Raw genomic sequence first — 22,585 nt, 5'->3', positions numbered from 1 at the left:
CTTGATCAATTTCTGCGCTGCGCCAGCACCTTTAGTACGTTACGCAGCAGCTGGTGGGGCCGACTGGCGGACACGCACGATCCGCGCTCGTATGGCTCGAAACTCTAGGTCACTGGCGGCCTGTAGCGAGGTGAGTCATGCGAGACGAAATCTTGTGGGGAACACAGGGCAATATTGGAAGGCTAGTAGCTGCGAATGATGCGAGCAGCGACGAGCCCCTTCCGGGCGATCCGGACGGCGCTAGCATCAACGATGCGCCAATGTCCGATCCAGAAGAAACGGAAGTCAACGATGACGACATCGATATGTTCGAAGACGACCCGACGATCCCAACTGAGTAGTTGAAGGAGGGTTAGGTATGGCGGCTCGGGCGGGTTCGATAGCGTAAAAAAAAACCGCAGTCGCTCTGGGGCTGACTGCGGTTTTGATCAGGCCGATTCAGGCCTGATGATTACTTGTGTTACCGGTTGAACGCAGCGCCGGTACCGATGACGCTAGCTGACGGCAGCAGCTGGCTGATGAAACGGTTCCAGCGAGTGATACCGGCCGGTCCAACGAACACGACGTCCTGCGGTTGCAGTGGGAAGTGTTGAGCCAGAGCGAAGGCCGCAGGGGATTCGGCATTCAGCTGGAACACTGTGGCTTTTTCAGTGGCGATATTCTCTGCGCCACGAATAACGTAAACCGCTTCGCCATCGGCGGTGTCCTGACGGATGCCGCCTGCGGTGCCGATAGCATCCATCAAGTTGAGACTGGTTGCCTTGAATGTCATGGCTTGCGGATTCACCACCTCGCCCAGAACGTAGACCTTTTTCTGATCGTTGTACGGCAGATGGAGCTGGTCGCCGTCCTTCAGATAAACCTTGTGCAGCCAGGAGTCCGGACGGTTCAGATCGTCGAGATCGAGCATGTACTCACGGCCGTCACGCTTGAGCATCAGACCGGACAGATCCGCCGTTTCGGTATCGACACCGGCCTGACCAATAGCCTGCATGATGGTCATCGGAGCGGTAGTCACTTCGACTTCGCCAGCCGTATTGAATGCGCCGGAGAGCACGATGCGCTGGCTACCGAAACGCAGCAGGCTGACGTCGACTTGAGGGCTGTCGATGTAATTGGCCAGCCTTTTGGAAATATCGGAGCGAAGTTGCTCGATGGTTTTGCCTGCTGCTTCGATGTTCCCGATGTAGGGGTAGAACAGGGTGCCATCCGGACGAACCAGGCGACCGTTAGCATCCAGCTGCTGTTGCGGGCCCGAAGGAGCGGTCAGTTCAGGATGGTCCCAGACGGTGATGTAGAGAAGGTCATTGGCGCCGATGCGGTAAGCCTCGGGCTTAAAGCTCAGTAGCTCTTGCTTGCTGGAGGTGCCTTGGTCGGAAGAGACTTCGCCCTTGAGCATTTCAGGGGTAATGCGCATCAGCTGGACGGTGCCATCTTCCGTTTCTGCGCCGTCTTTGAACTGATCGGGATCCAGGTGCTGACCAGGAGAGAATACGCATCCCTGCAACACCAGCACGGAAGAGAAAGCGAGAGCAAATAGTGGTTTCATGGTTTCTTCATCCTTGACGGAATAGTTGTTTTTACGAAGTGAAACAGCGCAATTCACCTTTAGCTGAAGGAGCAAGCCGACACTGACTCGTCTATCGTCAATCGCCGAAGCTCTTTCGGCGGTGCTACAAACGCATCCAATCTCAGCTGTTCCTGATGCCGCTACTGCAAGCTCTGAGAGGTATACCTTCAGACTCTTTGTGAGATCGATGCTGGATGAGCCACTGAATAGGTTCCGCTCAACCTTGGGTTAGCGTCTTTCCCCTATAGGAAGAAGGCGCTGCGTTGCTCACAGTAGCCATAGACCGCTCCGTTTCTCTGCGGTTCACGACGGATGTGCATAAATGAGGCGGGGCTGCAACGCTGCTGTCGGCAAGCGAATAGAAATTAAAAAACATGCGAGTGACGGTTTCGGACATTGTTATTGCCTGGCCAGATAAGGTTAATTGGCCCCACTAAGCACGGTAGGTCGCCGAGCAAGGCACTTTTAAACTCACTGTTTGGTGCACTTAGGGGGCGAGTACCGCCATAGACCGAGATCCGCCACCTCGATGCTGGTAGTAAAAAGCTGATTAGGTCATGCGCTCGCTGCGGAGGGATGCTCGATCATCCATCGCAGCGTTTCCTTCAATTCGATTCGGGACATGTCGCCAATCAGTGAGTCCAGTTTGGCTCTGCTGCCGAACAGGTTCTTCACATCCGCGCTACGCACGAACGCTGGATTGACCCGGACCTCCATGCGGTGACCGGAGATGGCCGCTGCCTGTTCGAGTACGTACTCCAGCGTATAGGCTGATCCAGAACAGATATTGACGGTTTGGCCAATCGCAGCCGGTGTTTCGAGCAAGCGTCGATAGGCTTGGACAACCTGACGGACATCGCAGAAATCGCGGGCGATATCCAGATTGCCGAGCTCAATGACCGCGGCCCGCCGGCGCGTGTGCGTCACGATTTTCGGAATGAGAAATTGCTCAGCCTGTCCGACGCCCGTGTAGTTGAACGGGCGGCTGACTATCAGCGGTAAGCGATCCTGGTAGAGCCTCGCGAGGAACTCCATGGCAGCTTTGCTCACAGCGTAATCATTGGCCGGAGCAAAGGGCGACGACTCATCCAGGACGCCTTCGGTAGCGTTTCCATAGACGTTTGCGCTGCTGGCTAGCAGCACGCCTTCGAGTTCGGTCGCAGCGGTGGTACGTAACGCTTCCAGCAGATGGCGAGTGCCGAGCAGGTTGGCTGTGTAGATTGCATCCGCATCGCTGTGTGCGACGAACGAGACCGCCGCCAAGTGCACAACATAGGTTGGGCGTATTTCCGTCAGCAAAGCTCGTAGCAGCTCTGCATTGTTCAGTGCGCAGCAATGGACGGCTGAAATAGCCGCAGGCAGTTCGCCGACGGGTTGACGATAGCTGAGGCCATGGACCTCGTAGCCGCAGCCTGCCAGCTCTTCTGCCATGTAGCGGCCAGTAAAACCAGTGGCGCCGGTAATCAGCACTTTACGCATGATCTTCCCGATAGGATGAAATTCCAGTTTCTACGGCGATGCAAAGCCTTGGTATAGGCGTGGGATATGGCGTTACGGTTACCGTCAACGGCTCCATTTAGGGCGAGCGGTGCCGTAACGCCAACGCGGGCTCGGTGTGCCAGCAGAGCCGGCCCCAACCGCTGGGACCACGAACAGGCCGCTCCGGATCGGGTATCGGCTGGCTATCCTGCGTGGCTACCCCATCTGGGTAACCTGATCTCAGCCGAGTGCCTGATCAAGAGCGGTAAGCCGCCGGTCGAAGGCCCTAGAACGAAAAGCCCTGCTGATTGCGGCGCATATCGGCGTCAACCATCATGCGGCACAGTTGCTCGAGTGTCGTTTTAGGCTCCCAGCCCAGCACGTCCTTGGCCTTCTGCGGATCGCCGATCAGAAGGTCGACTTCTGCCGGGCGATAGAACTTCGGGTTGACCCGTACAACGACCTTGCCGGTTGCCGCGTCGGTGGCTTGCTCCTGTTCGCCGGAGCCTTCCCATTGGAGTTCGACATCAACCGCCTTGAATGCCAGTGTCACGAAGTCACGCACGGTTTCGGTTCGGTTGGTTGCAAGCACAAAAACATCGGGTTCGTCCGCCTGCAACATGCGCCACATGCCTTCGACATATTCCTTGGCGAAGCCCCAATCACGCTTCGCATCGATGTTGCCGAGCTCTAGCACGTCGAGTTTGCCCAGTTTGATCTTGGCCACCGAATCGGTGATTTTCCGAGTCACGAACTCACGTCCGCGCAGGGGAGATTCATGATTGAACAAGATGCCGCTGCAGCCGAATATTCCGTATGACTCGCGGTAGTTGATTGTCATCCAGTGCGCGTAGAGCTTGGCAACACCATAAGGGCTGCGGGGATAGAACGGTGTGGTTTCGGCTTGCGGAATGGCCTGCACCTTGCCGAACAACTCCGAGGTCGAAGCTTGGTAGAAGCGGATCTTAGGATTGACGATCCTGATAGCTTCCAGCAGGTTCACGGCGCCTGCACCGGTGATGTCCAGAGTGGTCAGCGGCTGCTCGAAGGAAACCCCTACGAAGCTCTGGGCGGCGAGGTTGTACACCTCGGTTGCGCCAGTGTTCTGAAGCAACCGGATGCTGGAAGACAAGTCGGTCAGGTCATACTCAACAAGATGCAGGTTGGGGTGCTTGTCGATGCCCAACTCTTCGATTCGCCAGAAATTGACTGAACTGGTGCGACGAAACGTGCCGTAGACGGTATAGCCTTTTTCCAGCAGAAGTTCTGCCAGGTAGGCGCCGTCTTGTCCTGTGATACCCGTGATGATTGCTTTCATTTTCTTCCCTGTTCGAAGGTTGGTTTTCTTAAGTGCTCTTGCTTCGCTCCTGCCTGGCACGTGGCGCTGAACGGCAGCGAAGTTTTTCAATACGCTTCCAGAACTGCCGACCACTGCATTCAGTGACCGGTGTGTCCGGAAGATGGCTTGCAATATTGGTCAAGACTCCTGTTTTGCCGGGCTGCCTTTTTGCCTGGAGCTTTTTTCCCGCAAAAAGGCTGGCACGATATACACCGCATCCGCCCAATAGCGTTTGGCGAGCCTGCGCGGTTCCATGCACATGCGATGAAGCCATTCGAGTTTGTATTCGCGCATCCACTTCGGGGCCCGCTTGATGGTCCCCGTCGCAAAAGAAATGGAGGCGCCGATACTGAAGCCCATACCCGTGCGCTCATAGGGTTGAGTGGCTGCGGCCAGGACTTCTCCGCGCGGCGTACCCACGGCATACAGAACCAGCTCCGATGGATTTTCACGAATGAACTGCAGGCAACGCTGCACTTCTTCCGGCTTCTTTATGAAGCCCATCGGCGGGTTGTAGTGATAGAGGGAAATGCCGGGATAAAGGGCTCTGAGTTTGTCGGCTTCGGATGCCGCCGAGCCGATCAGTACAATTCGCAGCCGATCCCGGTCCGCCCATTTGAGCAGATCGAGTGTCAAATCACTGCCGGGAATAGCTTCATCCAGATGCACGCCCAGGCGACTCAACAGCGACAGCAAAATTCGGCTGTCGCAGACTCTCCAGCGCGCTTTGAAATAAGCATCACGCAGCTGTTCGTCATGTTCCAGTTGAACGAGGTGGTCAACGTTCGGCGTCACCACAAACGAATAGGGTTGCTTGACTCCCTCGCGTATGCAGGTCAATAAAGTTTTCTTATTGCCGGAAAAGAAATCTATTCCGAACGCATTAGTATCACTCGACACTCATTGCTACTCCCTTAAAGGCGCCCTTGATACCTGACCAGGCGAGGGTGGGATTTTTGTATTCCTTGACAGTTGTAACGGCCGAAAGCAGGAACGCGGAGACAATCGCGAATGCCGGGCCGTAGAAACGCTTGTTGAAACGGGTGGCTGCTCGGTTGCGGTAGTAGTGATAAAACGCTGAGCGGTTGCCCAGACTGAGTGAGCCGTAGTGATATAGGCGGCTTTCAGGGATCACTCTCGTTGAAACACCAAAGCGTTTCGCACGGTATTGCCAATCCACTTCCTCGAAATACATGAAGTAATCTTCATCCATCAAACCGATTTCTTCAGTCAAAGCGGCCGAAAACGCCAGGCTGCAGCCCATGATGTAGTCTGGAACGTGCTGAGGATTCTGTCGCTGAGACGCTTCGATGCTCTGGTCTTTTCCGAGTAATCGAGCCTTGCCAAGAATCGGATAGAGCTTTCCGCCTCCGTAGCACTCCAGTCGGCCCGTGTCTGCGCTCAATACGAGCGAGCCGACAAACTGGCGATCATTGCGCTGCAATGCTTCCAATAGCGGTGAGAAGGCATCACTGTCTACATAGGTATCGTTATTGATAACCCAGAAATACTCGGGCTGCAGGTGCTCCATTGCCCAGCGCAACCCGTAATTGTTGCCACCCGCATAACCGCTGTTGTCTGGATTACAAAGCAAAGTCACATTTGAATAAGCTCTTTCATCCAGCCAGTTTTGAAGAGCGATAGCGGAACCGTCCTGCGAATCATTGTCGATGATGACGATATGGCCAATCGTCGTGCAATGCTCGAGCAGGCTTTCAGCGCAGCTGATCGTCTCAGTAGCAGCTTTGTAGTTGAGAATAAGCGCGACGTTCATGTACTCGTTCCTTGCTGCGAAGATGGCGTGCCCGTAGAGCATGTAATACGAAAAGCATACAAATAACTGGTTGGGTATATTCGAGTAGACCGTTAAGTGGCCATATCACGAAGAAGGCAAGCATCACTGCGTAGGTGAACTCCATTTCGGTGTTGATACTGCGGGCGATCCATCGGTAGACAAACAATGTCAGGGGGACCAGCAGAAAAGTGAGAAAACCGAAGCGAAACAGCGTTCCAATGATGCCAATGTCGGACAGGAAGAAATGCTCACCGAAATAGGGGATGAATCCGTCCTGCCACATCAGCGATAACGATCCGCTGGGTAGCCAATTAACCAGGCTCAAGTGACTGAAGACGGAGGCGATCGTATGAGGGCGCACACTATCTTCCACGTCGCCGTCTAGGCTGTTCTCGTAGAACTCGATGTTCAGGCCGAGGATTTCAAGAAGCTCTGGATAAAAAAACAACGGCGACAACAGCACGCCCAGCGAGGCAGCCCAAATAATTGCCTTGGCCCTCAATGAGAACAACGTGAATGCTAGGCATAGCACAATCAATTGACGTGTTTGAGTGGCGAAGACCAGCGTTAGCAACAGTACGGCGGCAATGAGGAGGTACAGCTTTCGCTGTCGTTGTTCGCCATTGATAGGCGACTTGCCTTTTGCCCATACCTGAATGGAGTAGAAATAGGCGAAACAGATCAGGAACGGCCCGATGGATGAGCGGTCCGGGCGGTCCCAGGATGTTTGCTCCTCGCGCAGATCCGGGACCAGACCGAACTTGAAACCCCAGGATAGGATTACAGCAATCAGTGCCGCATAGATTAATGCATGCTCGAACTGGCGGGTGCTGATGTGCTTTGCGAGTAACAGCAGCGGTACGAAGCCAAATGTAAAAAGAATCCGACGTTCTTCGATTAGGCCGTAGGTGATTGGCTGGCCAAAGGTATAGAACGAGAAGATTGCAGGCAGCACGGTGAACACGAAAACGCTGTAAAAAGCGTAATACATCAGGATGCGAAATTCTCTGGAAGCTTCCTCGGTACTGGCGAGGATCAACAGAAGCGAAAGACCTAGGCAAACAGCCAGATAAGCTTCGTTGAGGAACTTGAAGCCGATTGGGTTATGCGTGCTGTCGCCAAATACCGAAAAGTGCAGGGCGATCGCCAGCACGGTCAACGGCAAAAAGAAAAATTTCGAGCTGATGTTTGTCATCACCTGGGTCCTTAGGTGCATTTCCATTCCAGATTAACTACGCCGCAACAAACTCAAGCTTCAGGATTGCCACATCAACGGCTTCGGTGCGCCGCCACCTTTCGTACCGCTAAGCGGTGGTAGGCTAGCTGACTCCAGCAGTGGTTCAGTATCCAAACCAATTGGATTGCGCAGGGGCATTTGAGTTCCGCCCGCATTAAGCCGCTCGATGTAAGGTTGAATTTGGACAAGCGAGGGATGGCAGGGTTGCGTGTGATTTTCAGGTTTCGCTGAAAACTTTCTGAACGGCTTCACACCATTCGCCGGGAACCATGCCACAAGCCTGTCAAGGCTGCGGGGTAGGGCCATACTCCTTGCAGCTATTGGGAATATGCTTTTGCAGGACATCCATCTGAGGCCTGTCCTTGCCGTTGAGCGGTTCAATAGCCAAAACATATTTGCCCCAGCCTGGTCCGCCCGCCCAGTAGGCGCTGGGCATGCAGTTTTCGTTGAGGTAGCCGAGCAGGTTGTCCATGGCGACCAGCATCGAGTCGGAATGGCCAGGTACACCGTACTCGCCGAGAAAACCCTTCAGGTTGTTTTCCCTCAGCCACTCGACGAACGGCCGAACGCGCTCCACCCCTAACATTGGATCGACCACCTCGTCCTTCGCATAGCGCCCGGAAAAATCCTTGTCGAGGTACAGGTGTCCCTCGTAGATGATCTTGTCTGCCGGATCTTCGATCAGAAAATCCTCATTGACGTAGCGCCAGTGAAAGGTGCTCGCCCAGCGGTCACCTTCGACGAATATCAAGCTGTCCATATCCACCTTGCGGATGGCATCGACCGCTGCCTGCGCTGCTCCAGGCCACAACCCATCGGTGGAGTGGGGCTCGTTCATGATGTCGTAGCCCAACAATGCAGGGTGGTCCTTGAATTCTTCGGCAAGCTTGCGCCAAACAGTTGCGTAAGCTTCGTAGGGTACTTGTGGCGAACCGATCAGCTTGCCCTTGTATCGCCCATAGTTGTGCATATCCAGAATGACCTTCTGGTTATGTTGGGCAGCGAAGTCGAGCGTTCGTTTAAGCAGCCGCATCTGATCGAAATTCACGCCTTTGTACAGATCATGTTGCAGGCGCTCCCAGATGAAGGGGAACCGAATCAAGCGAATGTTCTTGTCCGCGTAATATTTGAAGTATTTCTCTTCTGGATAAAAATAATTGGTGCCCAGTTTTCCAGGCGTGATATGCGGAGCAAAGTTCGCACCAGACATATTGATGCCGATCAGGCCGATGCCTTCATCTTCGCTGGGCTTCGCTTGGGCAAACGACACGCATCCGGCAATCGTCAGGCCGGCTATTAACCTTGCGGTGCGAAACAAAAGAGAAAGGGGGCGACGTTCCATGATGACCTTTATCTCCAGAGGGCCAGCTGTCAACTCGACGGCCCTGTTGATGTTCAGCTAAGCACTCGATCCGAACCGTTCTCCTTGATAATCAGGAGAGCGGTTCGGATAGCATCATTGGGTAATGTGCCCGGGCTTACTTAGAGTCAGAGAAGCGTTACTTGCTCTGGTACTCGTACTGGTAATAACCGTACTCGCTGTAAGTCGACGCCTTACGCACCACGGCATTGAAGATGACGCCTTTGACCAGAATTCCGTTCTGCTCAAGGCGTCGCTTGGCAAACTCGATTTCCTTCACGCCGTTCATCCCGTAACGCGTCACCATCAGGGTGGTGCCGGCCTGGCTGCCGACCAGTGCGGCGTCGGTCACGGCCAGGATCGGCGGAGTATCGAAGATCACCAGGTCGTACATGCTGCTGATCTCTTTGACGAAGCGCGAGAAGTTCTCGTGCATCAGCAGTTCCGATGGGTTCGGCGGTAGCTGGCCGTGGGTGATCACGTGCAGGTTATTCAGCTGGGTTTTCTGTATTGCGTCGAACAGCGTGATACGGCCAGACAGGATGTCGGAAAGGCCTTTTTCACCCTGACAGCGCATGACCTTGTGCAGATACCCCTTGCGCATGTCGGCGTCGATCAGCAGCACTTTCTTGCCGGACTGCGCGATAACTGCGGCGAGGTTGCTGGTCACGAACGACTTGCCCACCGCCGGGCTCGGGCCGGTGATCATCAGGATGTTGTTCTTCGCCTCGATCATCGCGAAGTGCAAGCTGGTGCGCAGACTGCGCATCGCTTCGGTCGCCAGATCGGCGGGATCATTGATCGAGAGCAGATACGAAGCGCTGCTCTTGTCCCGTTTGAAATTGGCGAGGCGCTTTTCCAGCAAGCCCTGCTTCTCGCTGAACGGAATCGCCGCGTACACCGGAATGCCAACGCGCTCGATCTCTTCTGGATTTTCCACGCCACGCTTGAGTGCTTCGCGGACATATACGAAGGCGACCGCAAGAATCCCGCCAAGCAGCGTGGCGACGATGACAATCAACGGCTTGTTCGGCTTGATTGGCTCGTCGATGTCTGCCGCAGCGTGGTCAACGATGCGCACGTTGCCCACGGTCCCGGCACGAATGATGTCCAGCTCCTGAGTCTTGTTCAGCAGCATCGAATAGGTTTCAGAAGAAACCTCTACATCGCGGTTGAGGCGCAGCAACTCCTGCTGAGTAGACGGCAGGGTTCCGATCTGCTTTTCCAGTTCAGTCTTTTGCGCTTGCAGCTGATTGATCTGGTTCATCAGCGCCTGGAAATTAGGGTGCTGACGGGTGAAGCGGCTTTCCATCTCGGTGCGCTTGAGGTTCTGCTCGGAAATCTGGCTCTCCAGATCGACGATGCGATCAAGCACCGACTGGGTTTCCGCCGAGATATCCACCGAACGATTGCCGGTTTGGAACTCGTTCAGGGCTGTCTGCGCGGCGTCGAGCTTCTTGCGGACCTCCGGCACCTGCTCACTCAAAAATTCAAGGCTCTGAGTCGCTTCCGCCGCGTTGCGCGCAATGTTCTGGTCGACATAGCGTTGCGCTACTGCCTCAAGCACCGTGACTGCTTTTTCTGGATCGGTGCCCTCCAACGTGACGTTGAGGATGCCCGACTGCTTGCCGCGCTCACCGGCATTCAGGCGATTCTGATAGTCCTCGGTGGTGGCGTAGGTGCGGTTCTTGATCACAGTAAAGGTGGTGCCCGGCCGTGCGTTCAGCTCTGCCACGGTGATGCCGTAATCCGGGGTCTCGATGGGCTCGCCGACGACCCCTTGCACGACTACCTCGCCTTCGGGGTCGCGCAGGATGAAGCCGTTGTTTTCGGCGGCTTCTAGCGTCAGCTCTTCGCCATGCATTTTGTCTGGCACGATCAGCTGCGTGACGCGCAGTGATTCGCCACCCCATGCGTAGGATTCAAAGCCTTCGGGATACCAGCCCAGCTCACCTTCCTCGGTGGGCTCGAATCCACGGAAGATATAACCACCGAATACCGGGAAGTGGTGAGGCTCGATGATGATGTCGAGGTTCAGATCCTCGACCGCTCCGCCAACCACCGAGCGCGACTTGAGCAGTGCGATCTCGGTCTGCGCCGGCGAAACGGCTGGGGCGGTGCCAACCACATCGGTAAGGCTTGGCAAGCCACCTTTCGCCTGGATCTGAATCATCGCGCTTGCCAGATATACCGGCGTCGCGAGCAGGGCATAGGCAACGCCCAGCGCGGCGAAGAACCCCGTAATGGTGAGTATCAGCGCTCGGTTATTTAGAAACGTGTCAAAGAGGTGGGCCAGGTCAATGTCCTTGTCCTCTTTTGTTTCATAGATGGGTCGTGGCATGGTGGTCATTGAAGTTCCTTCTTCTTATTTCAGGTAAGGAAGCCAGCTTTCGACGGACTGAGTCAGAAGGCTGTGAACATGTTCGAATGCGGGCTTGGACTGGCGGTAGGGATCAGGGATTTCCGTATCGTCCAGCCATTTACCCAGCAGGAAGGTTTTGCCATGTACTTCGGGTGCGATCTGACGAATGTGCTGGACGTGGCTTTGTTCCATCACAAGGATCAGGTCTGCGCGATGCAGCATTTCGCTATCGACCTGACGGGCACGGTGGGACGTGTGTTCCACTCCGTGGTCGTTAAGCACCTCATGTGCAGTCTTGTCCATTGGGTTGCCTACTAGAGCACCTATGCCTGCCGAACTTATCGTCAGGCCTTTGCCTTCAAGTTTGTGGGCTAGCAACGCTTCGGCTGCGGGGCTTCTGCAGATGTTGCCCACACAGACAATCAATATGTTCTGGAACATTTCGCTCAGCCTCGTAGCCCAGGTGTCGTGGGCATACAGGTCTGCCTGTTGCAGAACGCAAATCTGATATTGGCTCGCTTCATTAGTTCAATCTTCCTGCTGCGCTCGCGCATGAATGTGGCTTGTTGCCAGGATGGAGCTAGTCAATGCGTGTGCAGTCAGTAGACATCCTTGTTGAACAGAAGGGCGGGGATGGTGCGGGCAAGGATGTAGATGTCGAACCAGACCGACCAACGCTCGATGTAATCGAGGTCGTATTCGACGCGCTTCTCGATCTTCTCCAGGGTATCGGTCTCGCCGCGGTAGCCATTGATTTGCGCCCAGCCGGTGATGCCCGGCTTGACGCGGTGCCGTGCGGAATATTCCGATACGGCGTCTTCGAACAGCACGCCTGCGGCCTTGGTCGCGGTTGCATGGGGGCGCGGACCGACCATGGACATGCTGCCAAGGAATACGTTGAGCAGTTGTGGCAGCTCGTCGAGGCTGGTTTTGCGAATGAAACGACCCACTCGGGTGATGCGGTCATCGTTGCGCGTCGTTTGCTGTTCGGCGTTGGCATCCGACTTGGCGTGGTACATCGAGCGGAACTTGAACACTTCGATCAGCCGGTTGTTGTAGCCGTAGCGCTTCTGCTTGAACAACACAGGGCCGGGCGAGTCGAGCTTGATGGCCAGCGCGAGGAGGAGCATGACCGGGGCAGCCGCCAGCAGAGCGAGGCTGGAGAGCACGATGTCTTCGATGCGCTTGAACATTGGCGACCAGCCACGCAGCGGCAGATCAGAAGCAATCAGCGTCGGCAGTCCACCGACTTCGGTGATGCGCTTGTTGGCATGGCGGAAAGCGACCATGTCCGGTACCAGCAGAACGTTGACGGGGAGTCGGCGCAACTCGTTAATCAATTGACCGATGCGGCTGTCGGCAAACCAGGGCAATGCGACCAGTACCTGGGTGACCTTTTCCTCCCGGATCATCTGTTCCAGGTCGCGGGTATTGCCCAGGAGCGGCAGATCGGCCAACGTCTTCGGCAGGCGCTCAAGGCGGTCGTCAATGAAGCCGAGCACGCCGGTGCGGATATCGCGGTGATTAGCCAGATACTCGGCAACGCGCACGCCGTTGTCGGTGCCACCAAGGATTACGGCATTCTGCAGGTACACGCCTTTCGACATCAGGCGGCGGAACAGCGCGAGCATCATCAGTCGCTCGGCGCCAAACAGGATGCCACTGGTGACGAACCAGAAGGTCAGATGTTTGGCTTCGAGGTAGCCGAACATGCCCAGGCCCTGGTGCATGAAAATCATCAAGCTGAAAGCCGCGGCCCAGGCAACGAGCATGGTGCGAAAGCGCAGCAACGTGCTGAACACTTCCTCGCTGTAGATGCCTACCGACTGAAAGATAACGACACTGATCACGCCGAAAAACATCAGGAAGGTGCTGAACGTGCCTCCGCCTGCGGGCAGGTCGAGGGGCAGAAACAGCAACAACAGAACGCCCGGCAGCACAGAGGTCAGCCCGTGAATCAGGCGAATGCTGGCAAGAAAGTAATCGACGAAACTGGGGTGGGCGTACTCAAGGGTTCCAACGGACTGTAAGCGCATACAAGGCTCCTTCCTATGGCTATTGCTAGCTCAATACTCGTTTTGATCGCCGCGATCCGCGGTTCTGATGGCAGGCCGCTATTGCAACCCTCACCTGGACAAGTGCTCCGACCGCCCTTCAAGAAATGAGTTCACCGGAATCGTGCAAAGAGCCAATTGCCGCAAAAGAATTAAATGCGCCACGCAACTCCTTGATATGTAAGTGATAAGGCAATAGAAAAAGTCGGCTTGCGGTCTTTTTTCGCTTCTTTCGCTGACCGATGGTCAGTGTTTTGCGTGGTCGGCTTAAGCCTGCCGGCGTGGGGCTCTTCACAACTTTATGTGCCTGGAGCGTGTCTATCTGCGCATACTGAAACGGATGACTGGAACGACCTGCATGAATGAACCCAAGGCATTGCTCGTCCTTCATGGGAAGCAAGGGCTCAACGAAGAACTTAGGGCGGCCGTAACCGAATGGCGTCAGCTGGGTAACGAGCTCGCCGTCCGGGTGACGTGGGAGCCGGGGGACACCGAGCGCCTGGTCAAGGAAGCGCTGGCGGCGGGTTATCGGACTCTGGTGTCGGGCGGCGGTGACGGGACCTTACGGGAGATGGCACAGGCTCTGATCGACAGCGGTACTGACGCGAGTTTGGCGGTGTTGCCGCTGGGCACCGCTAATGACTTCGCCCATGCGGCAGAGATACCGCTGGAACCGTTTGACGCGCTCACCCTGCTCAATCGTGAACCTGTCTGGGTCGACGTCGGTGAAATGAACGGCGAGCTCTTCATGAACATGGCAACAGGTGGTTTCGGCTCCAAGGTGACCGCCACCACTTCGTCAGAACTGAAACGGGTTCTGGGCGGGAGTGCCTATCTGTTGACCGGCCTGTCGCGCTTCAGTGAGTTGCGGGCTACCTGGGGGCGCTTCGTGGCGCCCGGTTTTACCTGGGAGGGGGAATTTCTAGCGCTGGGCATTGGCAACGGTCGCCAGTCGGGTGGCGGCCAGCAGCTCTGCCCTCAGGCCTCGATCGTCGACGGGTTGCTCGATATCTGTATCGTCCCCGCGCCGGCTGATGCGGTCGGGACGCTCGGTACCTTGCTGAGTGGCGGATTGCTGGGCATCGATACGGTTTCGGTAAATGCCCGTGCGCCATGGTTCGAGGTGGAGGCGCCCGAAGAAATCAGCATTAATCTTGACGGCGAACCGGTGGCCGCAAGGCAGATGCGTTTCTCCGTGAAACGCCGAGCTCTGCGGTTGCATCTGCCTGCGGACAGTCCGCTGCTGCGTGACGAGCCACTGATCGAGCACGATGATCCATCCGCCTGATCCTTTGCGGTTCAGATACGAGCGCAACGAGCGGGCAGGGCTGACAAAATCTATCGCCAGCGGATAAAGCATGGGCACTTGCGGCCGATAGCTCCTAAGTCCCCTATTCGCCAAAGGAGCCCGCAATGGCCGGCATTCTGGAGTCAGTCGATCAACGCACCCGTTTGGTGGGGCAGAATCGCCTGGAAATTCTCATGTTCCGTCTGTCCGGACGGCAGCAGTTCGCGATCAACGTGTTCAAGGTGCAGGAAGTCGTGCAGCTGCCGAAGATGACGCTGATGCCGCACCGGCACGGCTCGGTATGCGGCGTGGTCAATCTGCGCGGCCAGACGCTGCCGGTCATCGACCTGTCGCGTGCCATTGGCTTGCGACCTTTGGTCCCGGATGAGCGCAGCACCATCATCGTGACTGAATACAATCGCTCGATTCAGGCGTTTCTGGTCGGCGGCGTGGACCGCATCCTCAACCTGAACTGGGAGGAAGTGTTGCCGCCGCCGACCACTGCGGGACGGCAGCACTACCTCACAGCGATCACCAAGGTCGAGGACAGGCTGGTCGAAGTCATTGACGTGGAAAAGGTCTTGGCTGAGATCGTGCCCTACAACACGAGCATCGCGCCGGAGCGCTTGACTGATCCGGTGCTCGAGCGCGCCAGAGGGCGCGAAGTGCTTTGCGTCGACGACTCGACCGTTGCCCTGGCGCAGCTGCGAGAAACCTTGAGCCAGCTGGGTATCACCGTGCACTCCGCCAGCGATGGCATGAAGGGCTTGAACAAACTGAAGGCCTGGGCAGATAGTGGGGAGGCGCTCACTGATCGTCTGCTCATGGTGTTCACCGATGCCGAAATGCCGGAGATGGACGGCTACCGGCTCACGACCGAGATCCGCAACGATCCGCGCCTGCGTGATCTCTACGTGGTGTTGCATACCTCCCTCTCCGGGAGCTTCAACCTGGCAATGGTGCAGAAAGTTGGCTGTGACAACTTCCTTTCCAAGTTTCAGCCGGAGAAACTGGTGGACGTCGTCCGCGAGCGTTTGTTGCTGGACGAAACACGCTGACCTGACCAATCGCTCGAGGGCCCCGCATGCACCTTTCCTCGTTGTACCGTTTTCCACTCAAGTCCGGTTCGGCTGAGTTACTGGAACAGGAACGATGCGACGAGTTGGGTGTGTATGGTGACCGGCGCTGGATGGTGGTCGACGCCGCAAGCGGAAAATTCCTGACCCAGCGAATGCTGCCCGGCATGGCGTTGCTGAACGCTCGTTGGCAAGGTGACGCCGAGCTACTGTTGACGGCGCCGGGGATGGATCCGTTGGCTGTTGCGGTTCCGGAGGAGGGTGGCGTTGAGCGTGGCGTGCTGATCTGGCGCGAAAGTCTACAGGTGCCCGATGCTGGCGACGCTGCAGCTGAGTGGCTGACGCGCCTGCTTGATAGTCCTTGTCGACTGGTGCATCTGCCCACATCGCGGGGCATTCAGGTCGATCAGGATTATGGCCGGCCAGGCGAACGCACTGCATTCAGCGATGGATTTCCGTTTCTGTTGATCGGCCAGCGGTCACTCGATGATCTTTCGGCCCGGGTTGGGCAAATACTCGATGTGCGCCGGTTTCGGCCCAATCTGGTGATCGCCGGGGCGGCGCCCTACGCCGAGGATGGCTGGCGGCGCATTCGCATCGGTGATCTGGCGTTCCGCGTGGTCAAGCCCTGCTCACGTTGCGTCATCCCGACAATCGATCCGCTGAGCGGTGAGCGGAGTCCCGTCCGCGAGCCACTGGCTACGCTGATGAACTACCGGAAGGGCGATGGCGGCGTATTCTTTGGTCAGAATCTCATCGCCGAAGGCACTGGCCAGTTGCAGATTGGCATGCCTGTTGAGGTGCTCGAGTAACCTCGGCTGGGGCAAGCCACCGCACCTGGAACGGCGCCACAACTAAGCCTTTCTGCGCCTGCTGCGGCGCCAAACATGCGCCGCAGCTCATCCAATCCTTACGCCTTATCGCTGATTATCGAAGTAGCGCTCGTGCCATTCCACCAGTGGTTGTGGCGAGTTGAGCTTTTGCCCGTAGATGACCGAATAGGTCAGTACGTTCTGCACGTACTGGCGGGTTTCATCGAACGGGATATTCTCGACCCACACGTCAAAGGGAAGGTGGTCTGCATTCTTCAGCCATTGGCGAACCCGCCCGGGTCCGGCGTTGTAAGCCGCCGAAGCTAGCACTCGGTTACCGTTGAACTGACCGTAAATCTGGCTGAGGTAGGCGGCGCCTAGCTGAATGTTGATGTTGGGGTTGAGCACTTGCTGGGGCGACGACAACGGAATGCCAAAGCGCTTGGCCGTTTCTTTCGCCGTAGCTGGCATCAACTGCATCAGGCCTGTGGCGCCCACATGGGAGCGGGCGTCGGCCATGAATGCGCTTTCCTGGCGAGTGATCGCAAACACCCAACTCGGGTGGATTTCACGCGCTTTCGCGGCGTTCACCAGGCTGCTGCGATGGGCCATGGGGAAGCGGATGTCCAGGTCGTCCCAATACTTCGCCTGGCTAATGGTGCGAATTGCAGGGAAGTACCATTCCATTTCATAGGCCAGTCGCGCCTGTGCAACCAGCTCGTCGCGGCTGAACAACCTGCTGACGTGATACCACTCGCGGCGCCCATCAACGATTTGCCCGCGAGCATGGAATTCCATGGCGCGGCGAATCCCAGCGGTATTGCGGACCTTCTGGACCAGCTTTGGGTCAAGCGCGAGGGGCTGATGGTTGAGCTTGTAGGGCGCCTGGATGCGGTCAGCCGAAAGGAAACCGTAAAAATCCCGTTCGCCAGCGACCGGTTGGTAGAGCTGGGCGGCTCGCTCATCTTTGGGCTTCGCCAGTTCCAGGCTGCGCGCTTTCCAGTACCGCCAGCGATTGCTGTTGGCGAGCTCTTCGGGGAATCGCTGAGTCAGCGCATAGACGTCATCCCAGCGGCCCAGGCGGAGCAACAGGCGAGCCCGCCATTCACTGACCGTGTCATCACGCAGCTCTGGGTCGTATTCAGCCATGACTTTGAGTGCGCGGGGGTCGAAACGCTTGGCCAGGGTGAGGCCGATCTGACGTGCGATGGAAACCTTTTCCTCCGCCGAAAAGGACATCCGCCTGGCGTAGCTGTCGAGCAGTCCAAGAGCTTGCTCCGGGTTTGCTCTGGCCAACCGGCGCAAGCCGATCGAGACGACATCACCCATGGTCTCGGTGGCTGGCGAGAAGCGTTCAGGCTGGCTGAGCAACTGTGGCTTCTGGGCGACATCGAGCAGAAGCTCGCCCTGTGCTTTCAGCGTCGGCAGGCTTTTGACCAAAAACTTGGCCAGGCCATAGTTGCCGATCTCGACTGCCAGCTTGGCCCGTTTCCAGCGTAGAGCCTCGGTAAGCTGCCCCGCGTCGTCCCAGCGTTCGAACAGGGCATCGCAAGCGTTGTGCTGGGACTTGCCCACCAGCCAGAGCTTTTCGGCGGTGGCATAGCCCTGTTCCTTCTGACCGCTGATGAGCTGGTATTGACCATACAGGCAGTCAAGTTCGGTGAAGTTCATTTTTGGGTCGTAGTGAGCGACGAAGGGCCGCCAGTCGCCGCGTGCCGCCAGCAGCCGCAGCCAGCGCAACTTCATCCAGCTCGCCTGTGGCAAATCACCATGCTCGGCGAGAAATTTCTCCACTTCGTCGTTGCTGGCAGTTTTCAACCGTGCGGTCAGATCGTCGTATGCCAGATAGGGCTCGAGCGGATAGTCACGTAGGGCGCTGGCATGGCGCCGGTATGGCCCGCTATCGCCCTTGGCCAAGGCCCGCTTGGCTTCGTCGTACAACTGACGCTGCTGCTGCAAACTCGCAGCTTGGGTGGTTTCAAGGGTGATGACGGAGAGAAACAGAGACAAACAGATACTGGAGAGTCGACCGCGCATGAGACTTCCGAAAACGGGGGGAGGTACGGGAATTTCTGCGGCTAGCTTAGCTTGGCCGCTCAAGCAGTTAAACGAGGATTAAGCGCTTGAAAGGCTCAAAGCGAAACTTCCGACGAGCGTCATGTCCGTGCCGGGTTAGGGCTGTCCTGGTCCGCTCGGGCAGAAGCTGACGCGCCGGCGGAAATTTATCGTCAAACAGGCCGCCAGGCGTCCGCTGCAGCCCGGCGGGGCGATGCCTTCTGTTAGAATGCGCGCCCTGTTTTCCGGAGATAGTCATGACCCTGCTCAAGTTGACCGATGTGTCCCTCGCCTATGGCAACAATCCATTGCTCGATGGAGTGTCCTGGCAGATTGCGCGGGGTGAGCGGGTTTGTATTATCGGGCGTAACGGCACCGGCAAATCCAGCATGCTCAGCCTGGTCAAGGGCAGTCAGCTCCCAGATGACGGCGAAATCTGGCGAGCGCCAGGGTTGAAGATTGGCGAGTTGCCGCAGGAATTGCCGATTGCCGATGAGCGTACGGTCTTCGATGTGGTCGCCGAGGGGCTGGCCGGGGTGGGGCAGTTGCTTGCCGAATATCATCATCTGAGCCAGAACATCCAGAACGAAGCCGATCTCGACAAGCTCATGCATGTCCAGCAGGCGCTCGAAGCCAAGGATGGATGGCGCCTGCAGCAATTGGTGGACAGCACCTTGAGCCGCTTGCAGTTGCCAGCCGATAAAACCCTGGCCGAATTGTCTGGTGGCTGGCGACGGCGCGTGCTGCTGGCCCAGGCGCTGGTGTCAGAGCCCGATCTGCTGTTGCTCGACGAGCCCACCAACCACCTGGATATCGGCGCTATCGCCTGGCTGGAAGAAGCGCTCACCGGGTTCAACGGTGCGGTGCTGTTCATCACTCACGACCGCGCGTTCCTGCAGAACTTGGCAACCCGCATTCTTGAGCTCGATCGCGGCCATATGATCGACTGGAACGGCGACTACGCGAGCTTTCTGGTGCACAAGGAGCAGCAGCTGGCAGCCGAAGAGACGGCCAATGCGCTGTTCGACAAGAAGCTGGCTCAGGAAGAAGTGTGGATTCGCCAGGGCATCAAGGCGCGGCGTACCCGCAATGAAGGGCGCGTGCGAGCGCTGAAAGCCCTGCGTGCTGAACGTAGCGAAAGACGCGAGCAGCAGGGTAAGGCCAACATTCAGATTGACGCCGCTGAAAAGTCTGGCAAGCAGGTCATCGTCGTCGAACATGCGAGCTTCGGACATCCGGGGGGCGAGTTGTTGATTCGCGACTTCTCGACGGTGTTGCAGCGTGGCGACCGTATTGGCTTGCTCGGCGCCAACGGTACCGGCAAGACCACGTTGCTCAAGCTTCTACTTGGCGATTTGCAACCAACCAGCGGCACGGTAGAACCCGGCACCAAGCTGGAAGTGGCATATTTCGACCAACTGCGTCACCAGCTGGAACTGGAAAAGACCGTCGTCGACAACGTTGCCGAGGGACGCGATTTCATCACCATCGACGGCCAGAACCGACATGTCCTGAGCTACCTCGGAGACTTCCTGTTCAGTCCCCAGCGCGCCCGTACGCCGGTTAAAGCGCTCTCGGGCGGCGAGCGGGCACGGCTCTTGCTCGCCAAGCTATTCAGCAAACCCGCCAACCTGCTGGTCCTCGATGAGCCCACCAACGATCTCGATGTGGAAACCCTCGAGCTGTTGGAGGAAGTCCTGCTGAATTTCCAGGGTACGGTTCTGATGGTGAGCCACGACCGGGCATTCCTCGATAACGTAGTGACCAGCACGCTGGTATTCGAAGGCAATGGCGTGGTTCGTGAATACGTCGGTGGCTATCAGGATTGGCTGCGTCAAGGCGGCTCGGTAAAGTTGCTCGGCGTCGGTGAAGGTAAGGAGAGCAAAGAGGCGAAGGCCGAGGCGGCTCAGGCCAAGCCGGCTGCACAGCAAGCGCCTGCTGAGCCGGCCCCTGCGAAAAAAAAGCTCAGTTACAAGGTTCAGCGCGAGCTGGAAGCACTGCCGGGCAAGATTGACGCAGTGGAAAAGGGCATCGCTGCGCTGCAAGAGGAGATGGCACAGCCGGCGTTCTATCAGCAGAGTGCTGAGCGGACCGGCGAAACCCTCGCCAAGCTCGAAGCGATGCAGCTGGAGCTCGATGCGCTGCTCGAGCGTTGGGCCGAGTTGGAGGGCTGAGCCGTCCGCAACGACGCGACCCAGCCTGCAAGACCCGCACGTTCGCCGATAGAGCGTGCGACTTACGAGTCTGCGTTGAGCGGGACTTCGTGAAGATAACGATATCTGCCAGCAGACGGAGCATAGATGGCAATCGAATACCGAATCACCCTCGATGACGAGCATGAGTTCTGCTACCGGATCGAGCCGGACCGTGTCTTTGATCACGAGACTGCGAAGCTGGCGCCGAGATGGACGCGCCTGGATCATCAGCAGTGCAACAATTGCCCGTTGAGTCGTAACGAGTTCAGCCATTGCCCGGCGGCGGTTGACCTGCATCGAGTCATCGAGGATTTCCAAGGTCTGCCCGCCATTCGTAAAGCGCAGGTGCATGTCCGTACCCCTGAGCGGGAGTACAACAAGCTGGTCGGGCTGGAAGAGGGATTGCGCGCGCTTCTGGGTGTGATCATGGCCACCAGTGCATGTCCGATACTTGGCCGGCTCAAGCCGATGGCCCATCAGCATTTGCCGTTCGCGAGCAATCAGGAGTTTGTACTTCGGGCGGTATCGCTGTACCTGGCGAGACAGTACTTCAACCTGCGCGAAGGACGGCACGCCGATTGGGAGTTGCGGGGATTGGTGAGGTCGTTCCAGCAGTTGCAGCTGGTCAATCAAGCGTTCTGGCAGCGCATCCACGATACCTGTCACGAGGACTCGAACCTAAAGGCCTTCCTGACCTTCTTCTCCATGGCATCGAGCCTGACCTACTCATTGGAGACTCAGCTGCAAAAGATTCGGCCACTTGTGATGAGTGCGGGGGAGGGTGTCGAAACGGCCTGAGCCAGCTGACTCAGGCCGGGCGACGGATCACTCGGGTTTTTTCAGGCGTACGGCGAGCACATCGCAGGGCGCACCATGCAGGATGTCATTGGACGTGGAGCCGAGCAGCAAAGCGAGGCCGTGGCGGCCATGGCTGCCCACCACTACCAGATCACAGCCTTGCTCCTTGGCCAGTCGGTGAACTTCCTGACGAGGCTGACCGTAGGCTAGGTGGCGTTGTTCCGCGGTTAGCCCCGGATAACGGTCGGCGAACCCGGCCAAGCGCTCACGGGCCTGGTCGAACTGCTGTTGTTGCAGCATTGAAAGATCCATTGGCACGTCCCCACCGAAGGCCATCGCCATGGGTTCGATGACATGGACCAACGCCAGTTTCGCACCGCTGGCGGTCGCCAGCGCCTGAGCGCGCGCGACCACTGGATGGCAATCGTCGTTCAGGTCGGTGGCGACCAGAATATGCTGGTAGATCATGATGAATCTCCTGAAATGTCGGTTGCTACAAGTATGGCTTCTAGGCACGCGATATGGGCTGCAACGCGTTTTTTTTCAGGGTTTATACGGCGTTGGATGCGCAATGGCCAGCTGCATTGCATCAGTTGGCTAGCCGTGCCGTCGCTCACGACTGTTATCATGCCCGGCGTTAATGCCGGGGCTTCCTCCGGCCTGTACAGAGATCGCCATGTTCCTACCCGCCAATGAATATTTGCTTGCCTGGTCTGCCTACGGTATCGCCGCGCTGGGCTGCTTGCTGGTCTGGTTGCGCATCACCCGTCCCCTGTGGCGCTGGCTGCGCGAGCCGTTGCGGCTGATCATGGCCGTGTTGCTGCTGACGCCGACCATCGTCGATCCCGCCAAGGATCTGTTCGCCCCGGCGGTCGCCATCACAGCTCTGGATCTGCTGTTCAAGGTCGGCAGTAATGCCTGGCGTGCCGTGGCTGACCTCGCGCTCTACGGCTTGATTGCATTCGCCATCTATGCGGTTTTTGTGCTTATACGTTGGCTGATCGAGCGGCGGGCGAAACAGCACCCGAGCGAATCGCGCCATGAAGACCCTCGTACCCTGCGCGAACGACTCGAGGATGATGACGAAGAGGACTACCGTCCGATGAACCGCTACGAGGCGCGGACCGAACCCAGACTCTGACACTGAACCTTTCTCGCCCAAGGC

Annotated in this window: 19 protein-coding genes; 7 read left to right on the top strand and 12 right to left on the bottom strand. The window is 57.3% G+C overall.

Annotation, left to right across the window (positions count from 1 at the left end; translation table 11 throughout):
- The first annotated feature begins 137 nt into the window (after nt 1–137).
- On the top strand, nt 138–341 hold the full coding sequence (locus ACQKIK_RS00405) for a hypothetical protein (RefSeq protein WP_046163737.1): 204 nt from the start codon (nt 138–140) through the stop codon (nt 339–341).
- 119 nt (nt 342–460) lie between these two features.
- Here the strand turns inward: ACQKIK_RS00405 and ACQKIK_RS00400 are convergent, their stop codons facing one another.
- From ACQKIK_RS00400 to ACQKIK_RS00355, 10 genes are all read right to left on the bottom strand, one after another.
- Nucleotides 461–1,549, bottom strand: coding sequence for a polysaccharide biosynthesis/export family protein (locus ACQKIK_RS00400; protein ID WP_499134301.1), 1,089 nt, complete (start codon nt 1,547–1,549; stop codon nt 461–463).
- Nucleotides 1,550–2,125: 576 nt separating this feature from the next.
- Nucleotides 2,126–3,049, bottom strand: a complete 924-nt coding sequence (locus ACQKIK_RS00395) for a GDP-mannose 4,6-dehydratase (protein WP_082082174.1) — start codon at nt 3,047–3,049, stop codon at nt 2,126–2,128.
- Nucleotides 3,050–3,335: 286 nt separating this feature from the next.
- The gene (gmd, locus tag ACQKIK_RS00390; protein ID WP_499135145.1) at nt 3,336–4,367 is read right to left on the bottom strand and encodes a GDP-mannose 4,6-dehydratase; all 1,032 of its coding nucleotides are present in this window, start codon (nt 4,365–4,367) and stop codon (nt 3,336–3,338) included.
- A gap of 159 nt (nt 4,368–4,526) precedes the next feature.
- Nucleotides 4,527–5,288: a WecB/TagA/CpsF family glycosyltransferase gene (locus ACQKIK_RS00385; protein ID WP_045428143.1), complete on the bottom strand. Its 762-nt coding sequence runs from the start codon at nt 5,286–5,288 to the stop codon at nt 4,527–4,529.
- Nucleotides 5,278–6,162: a glycosyltransferase family 2 protein gene (locus tag ACQKIK_RS00380; protein WP_499134300.1), complete on the bottom strand. Its 885-nt coding sequence runs from the start codon at nt 6,160–6,162 to the stop codon at nt 5,278–5,280. The genes ACQKIK_RS00385 and ACQKIK_RS00380 overlap by 11 nt, the downstream gene beginning before the upstream one ends.
- Nucleotides 6,122–7,378 carry a hypothetical protein gene (locus tag ACQKIK_RS00375; RefSeq protein WP_499134298.1) on the bottom strand — a complete coding sequence of 419 codons (1,257 nt, stop codon included), beginning with the start codon at nt 7,376–7,378 and terminating at the stop codon, nt 6,122–6,124. The genes ACQKIK_RS00380 and ACQKIK_RS00375 overlap by 41 nt, the downstream gene beginning before the upstream one ends.
- A gap of 325 nt (nt 7,379–7,703) precedes the next feature.
- Nucleotides 7,704–8,762 carry a glycoside hydrolase family 5 protein gene (locus ACQKIK_RS00370; protein WP_499134297.1) on the bottom strand — a complete coding sequence of 353 codons (1,059 nt, stop codon included), beginning with the start codon at nt 8,760–8,762 and terminating at the stop codon, nt 7,704–7,706.
- A 157-nt stretch (nt 8,763–8,919) separates the two neighbouring features.
- The gene (locus ACQKIK_RS00365; RefSeq protein ID WP_045428134.1) at nt 8,920–11,130 is read right to left on the bottom strand and encodes a polysaccharide biosynthesis tyrosine autokinase; all 2,211 of its coding nucleotides are present in this window, start codon (nt 11,128–11,130) and stop codon (nt 8,920–8,922) included.
- Nucleotides 11,131–11,145: 15 nt separating this feature from the next.
- On the bottom strand, nt 11,146–11,583 hold the full coding sequence (locus ACQKIK_RS00360) for a low molecular weight protein-tyrosine-phosphatase (RefSeq protein WP_045428132.1): 438 nt from the start codon (nt 11,581–11,583) through the stop codon (nt 11,146–11,148).
- Nucleotides 11,584–11,741: 158 nt separating this feature from the next.
- Nucleotides 11,742–13,178: an undecaprenyl-phosphate glucose phosphotransferase gene (locus ACQKIK_RS00355; protein WP_499134296.1), complete on the bottom strand. Its 1,437-nt coding sequence runs from the start codon at nt 13,176–13,178 to the stop codon at nt 11,742–11,744.
- Nucleotides 13,179–13,554: 376 nt separating this feature from the next.
- On the opposite strand from ACQKIK_RS00355, the gene yegS reads away from it, so the two are divergent.
- From yegS to ACQKIK_RS00340, 3 genes are all read left to right on the top strand, one after another.
- Entirely contained in the window at nt 13,555–14,484 is a 930-nt protein-coding gene (yegS, locus tag ACQKIK_RS00350) for a lipid kinase YegS (RefSeq protein ID WP_499134294.1), read from the top strand.
- 125 nt (nt 14,485–14,609) lie between these two features.
- On the top strand, nt 14,610–15,542 hold the full coding sequence (locus ACQKIK_RS00345) for a chemotaxis protein CheV (protein WP_045428124.1): 933 nt from the start codon (nt 14,610–14,612) through the stop codon (nt 15,540–15,542).
- A 26-nt stretch (nt 15,543–15,568) separates the two neighbouring features.
- Nucleotides 15,569–16,372, top strand: a complete 804-nt coding sequence (locus ACQKIK_RS00340) for an MOSC domain-containing protein (RefSeq protein ID WP_499134293.1) — start codon at nt 15,569–15,571, stop codon at nt 16,370–16,372.
- Nucleotides 16,373–16,477: 105 nt separating this feature from the next.
- Here ACQKIK_RS00340 and ACQKIK_RS00335 read toward each other — a convergent pair whose 3' ends face one another.
- Nucleotides 16,478–18,409 carry a transglycosylase SLT domain-containing protein gene (locus tag ACQKIK_RS00335; RefSeq protein WP_499134292.1) on the bottom strand — a complete coding sequence of 644 codons (1,932 nt, stop codon included), beginning with the start codon at nt 18,407–18,409 and terminating at the stop codon, nt 16,478–16,480.
- Between the two features lie 275 nt (nt 18,410–18,684).
- Here ACQKIK_RS00335 and ACQKIK_RS00330 point away from each other — a divergent pair, with 275 nt between their 5' ends.
- Nucleotides 18,685–20,601 (top strand): ATP-binding cassette domain-containing protein, encoded by a 1,917-nt coding sequence (locus ACQKIK_RS00330; RefSeq protein ID WP_064482140.1) that lies wholly within the window; start codon nt 18,685–18,687, stop codon nt 20,599–20,601.
- 126 nt (nt 20,602–20,727) lie between these two features.
- Nucleotides 20,728–21,420, top strand: coding sequence for a DUF6901 family protein (locus ACQKIK_RS00325; RefSeq protein ID WP_241530853.1), 693 nt, complete (start codon nt 20,728–20,730; stop codon nt 21,418–21,420).
- A 27-nt stretch (nt 21,421–21,447) separates the two neighbouring features.
- On the opposite strand, the gene ACQKIK_RS00320 is transcribed toward ACQKIK_RS00325, so the two are convergent.
- Nucleotides 21,448–21,888: a universal stress protein gene (locus ACQKIK_RS00320; protein WP_019341630.1), complete on the bottom strand. Its 441-nt coding sequence runs from the start codon at nt 21,886–21,888 to the stop codon at nt 21,448–21,450.
- A 208-nt stretch (nt 21,889–22,096) separates the two neighbouring features.
- On the opposite strand from ACQKIK_RS00320, the gene ACQKIK_RS00315 reads away from it, so the two are divergent.
- Entirely contained in the window at nt 22,097–22,561 is a 465-nt protein-coding gene (locus ACQKIK_RS00315; RefSeq protein ID WP_064482142.1) for a hypothetical protein, read from the top strand.
- Nucleotides 22,562–22,585: the final 24 nt, after the last annotated feature.

The organism is Pseudomonas sp. NPDC047961, from assembly GCF_050272435.1.
Taxonomy (GTDB): domain Bacteria; phylum Pseudomonadota; class Gammaproteobacteria; order Pseudomonadales; family Pseudomonadaceae; genus Stutzerimonas.
The sequence above is the reverse complement of the archived record's forward strand: the minus strand, read 5'-3'. Positions and strand labels throughout refer to the sequence as shown.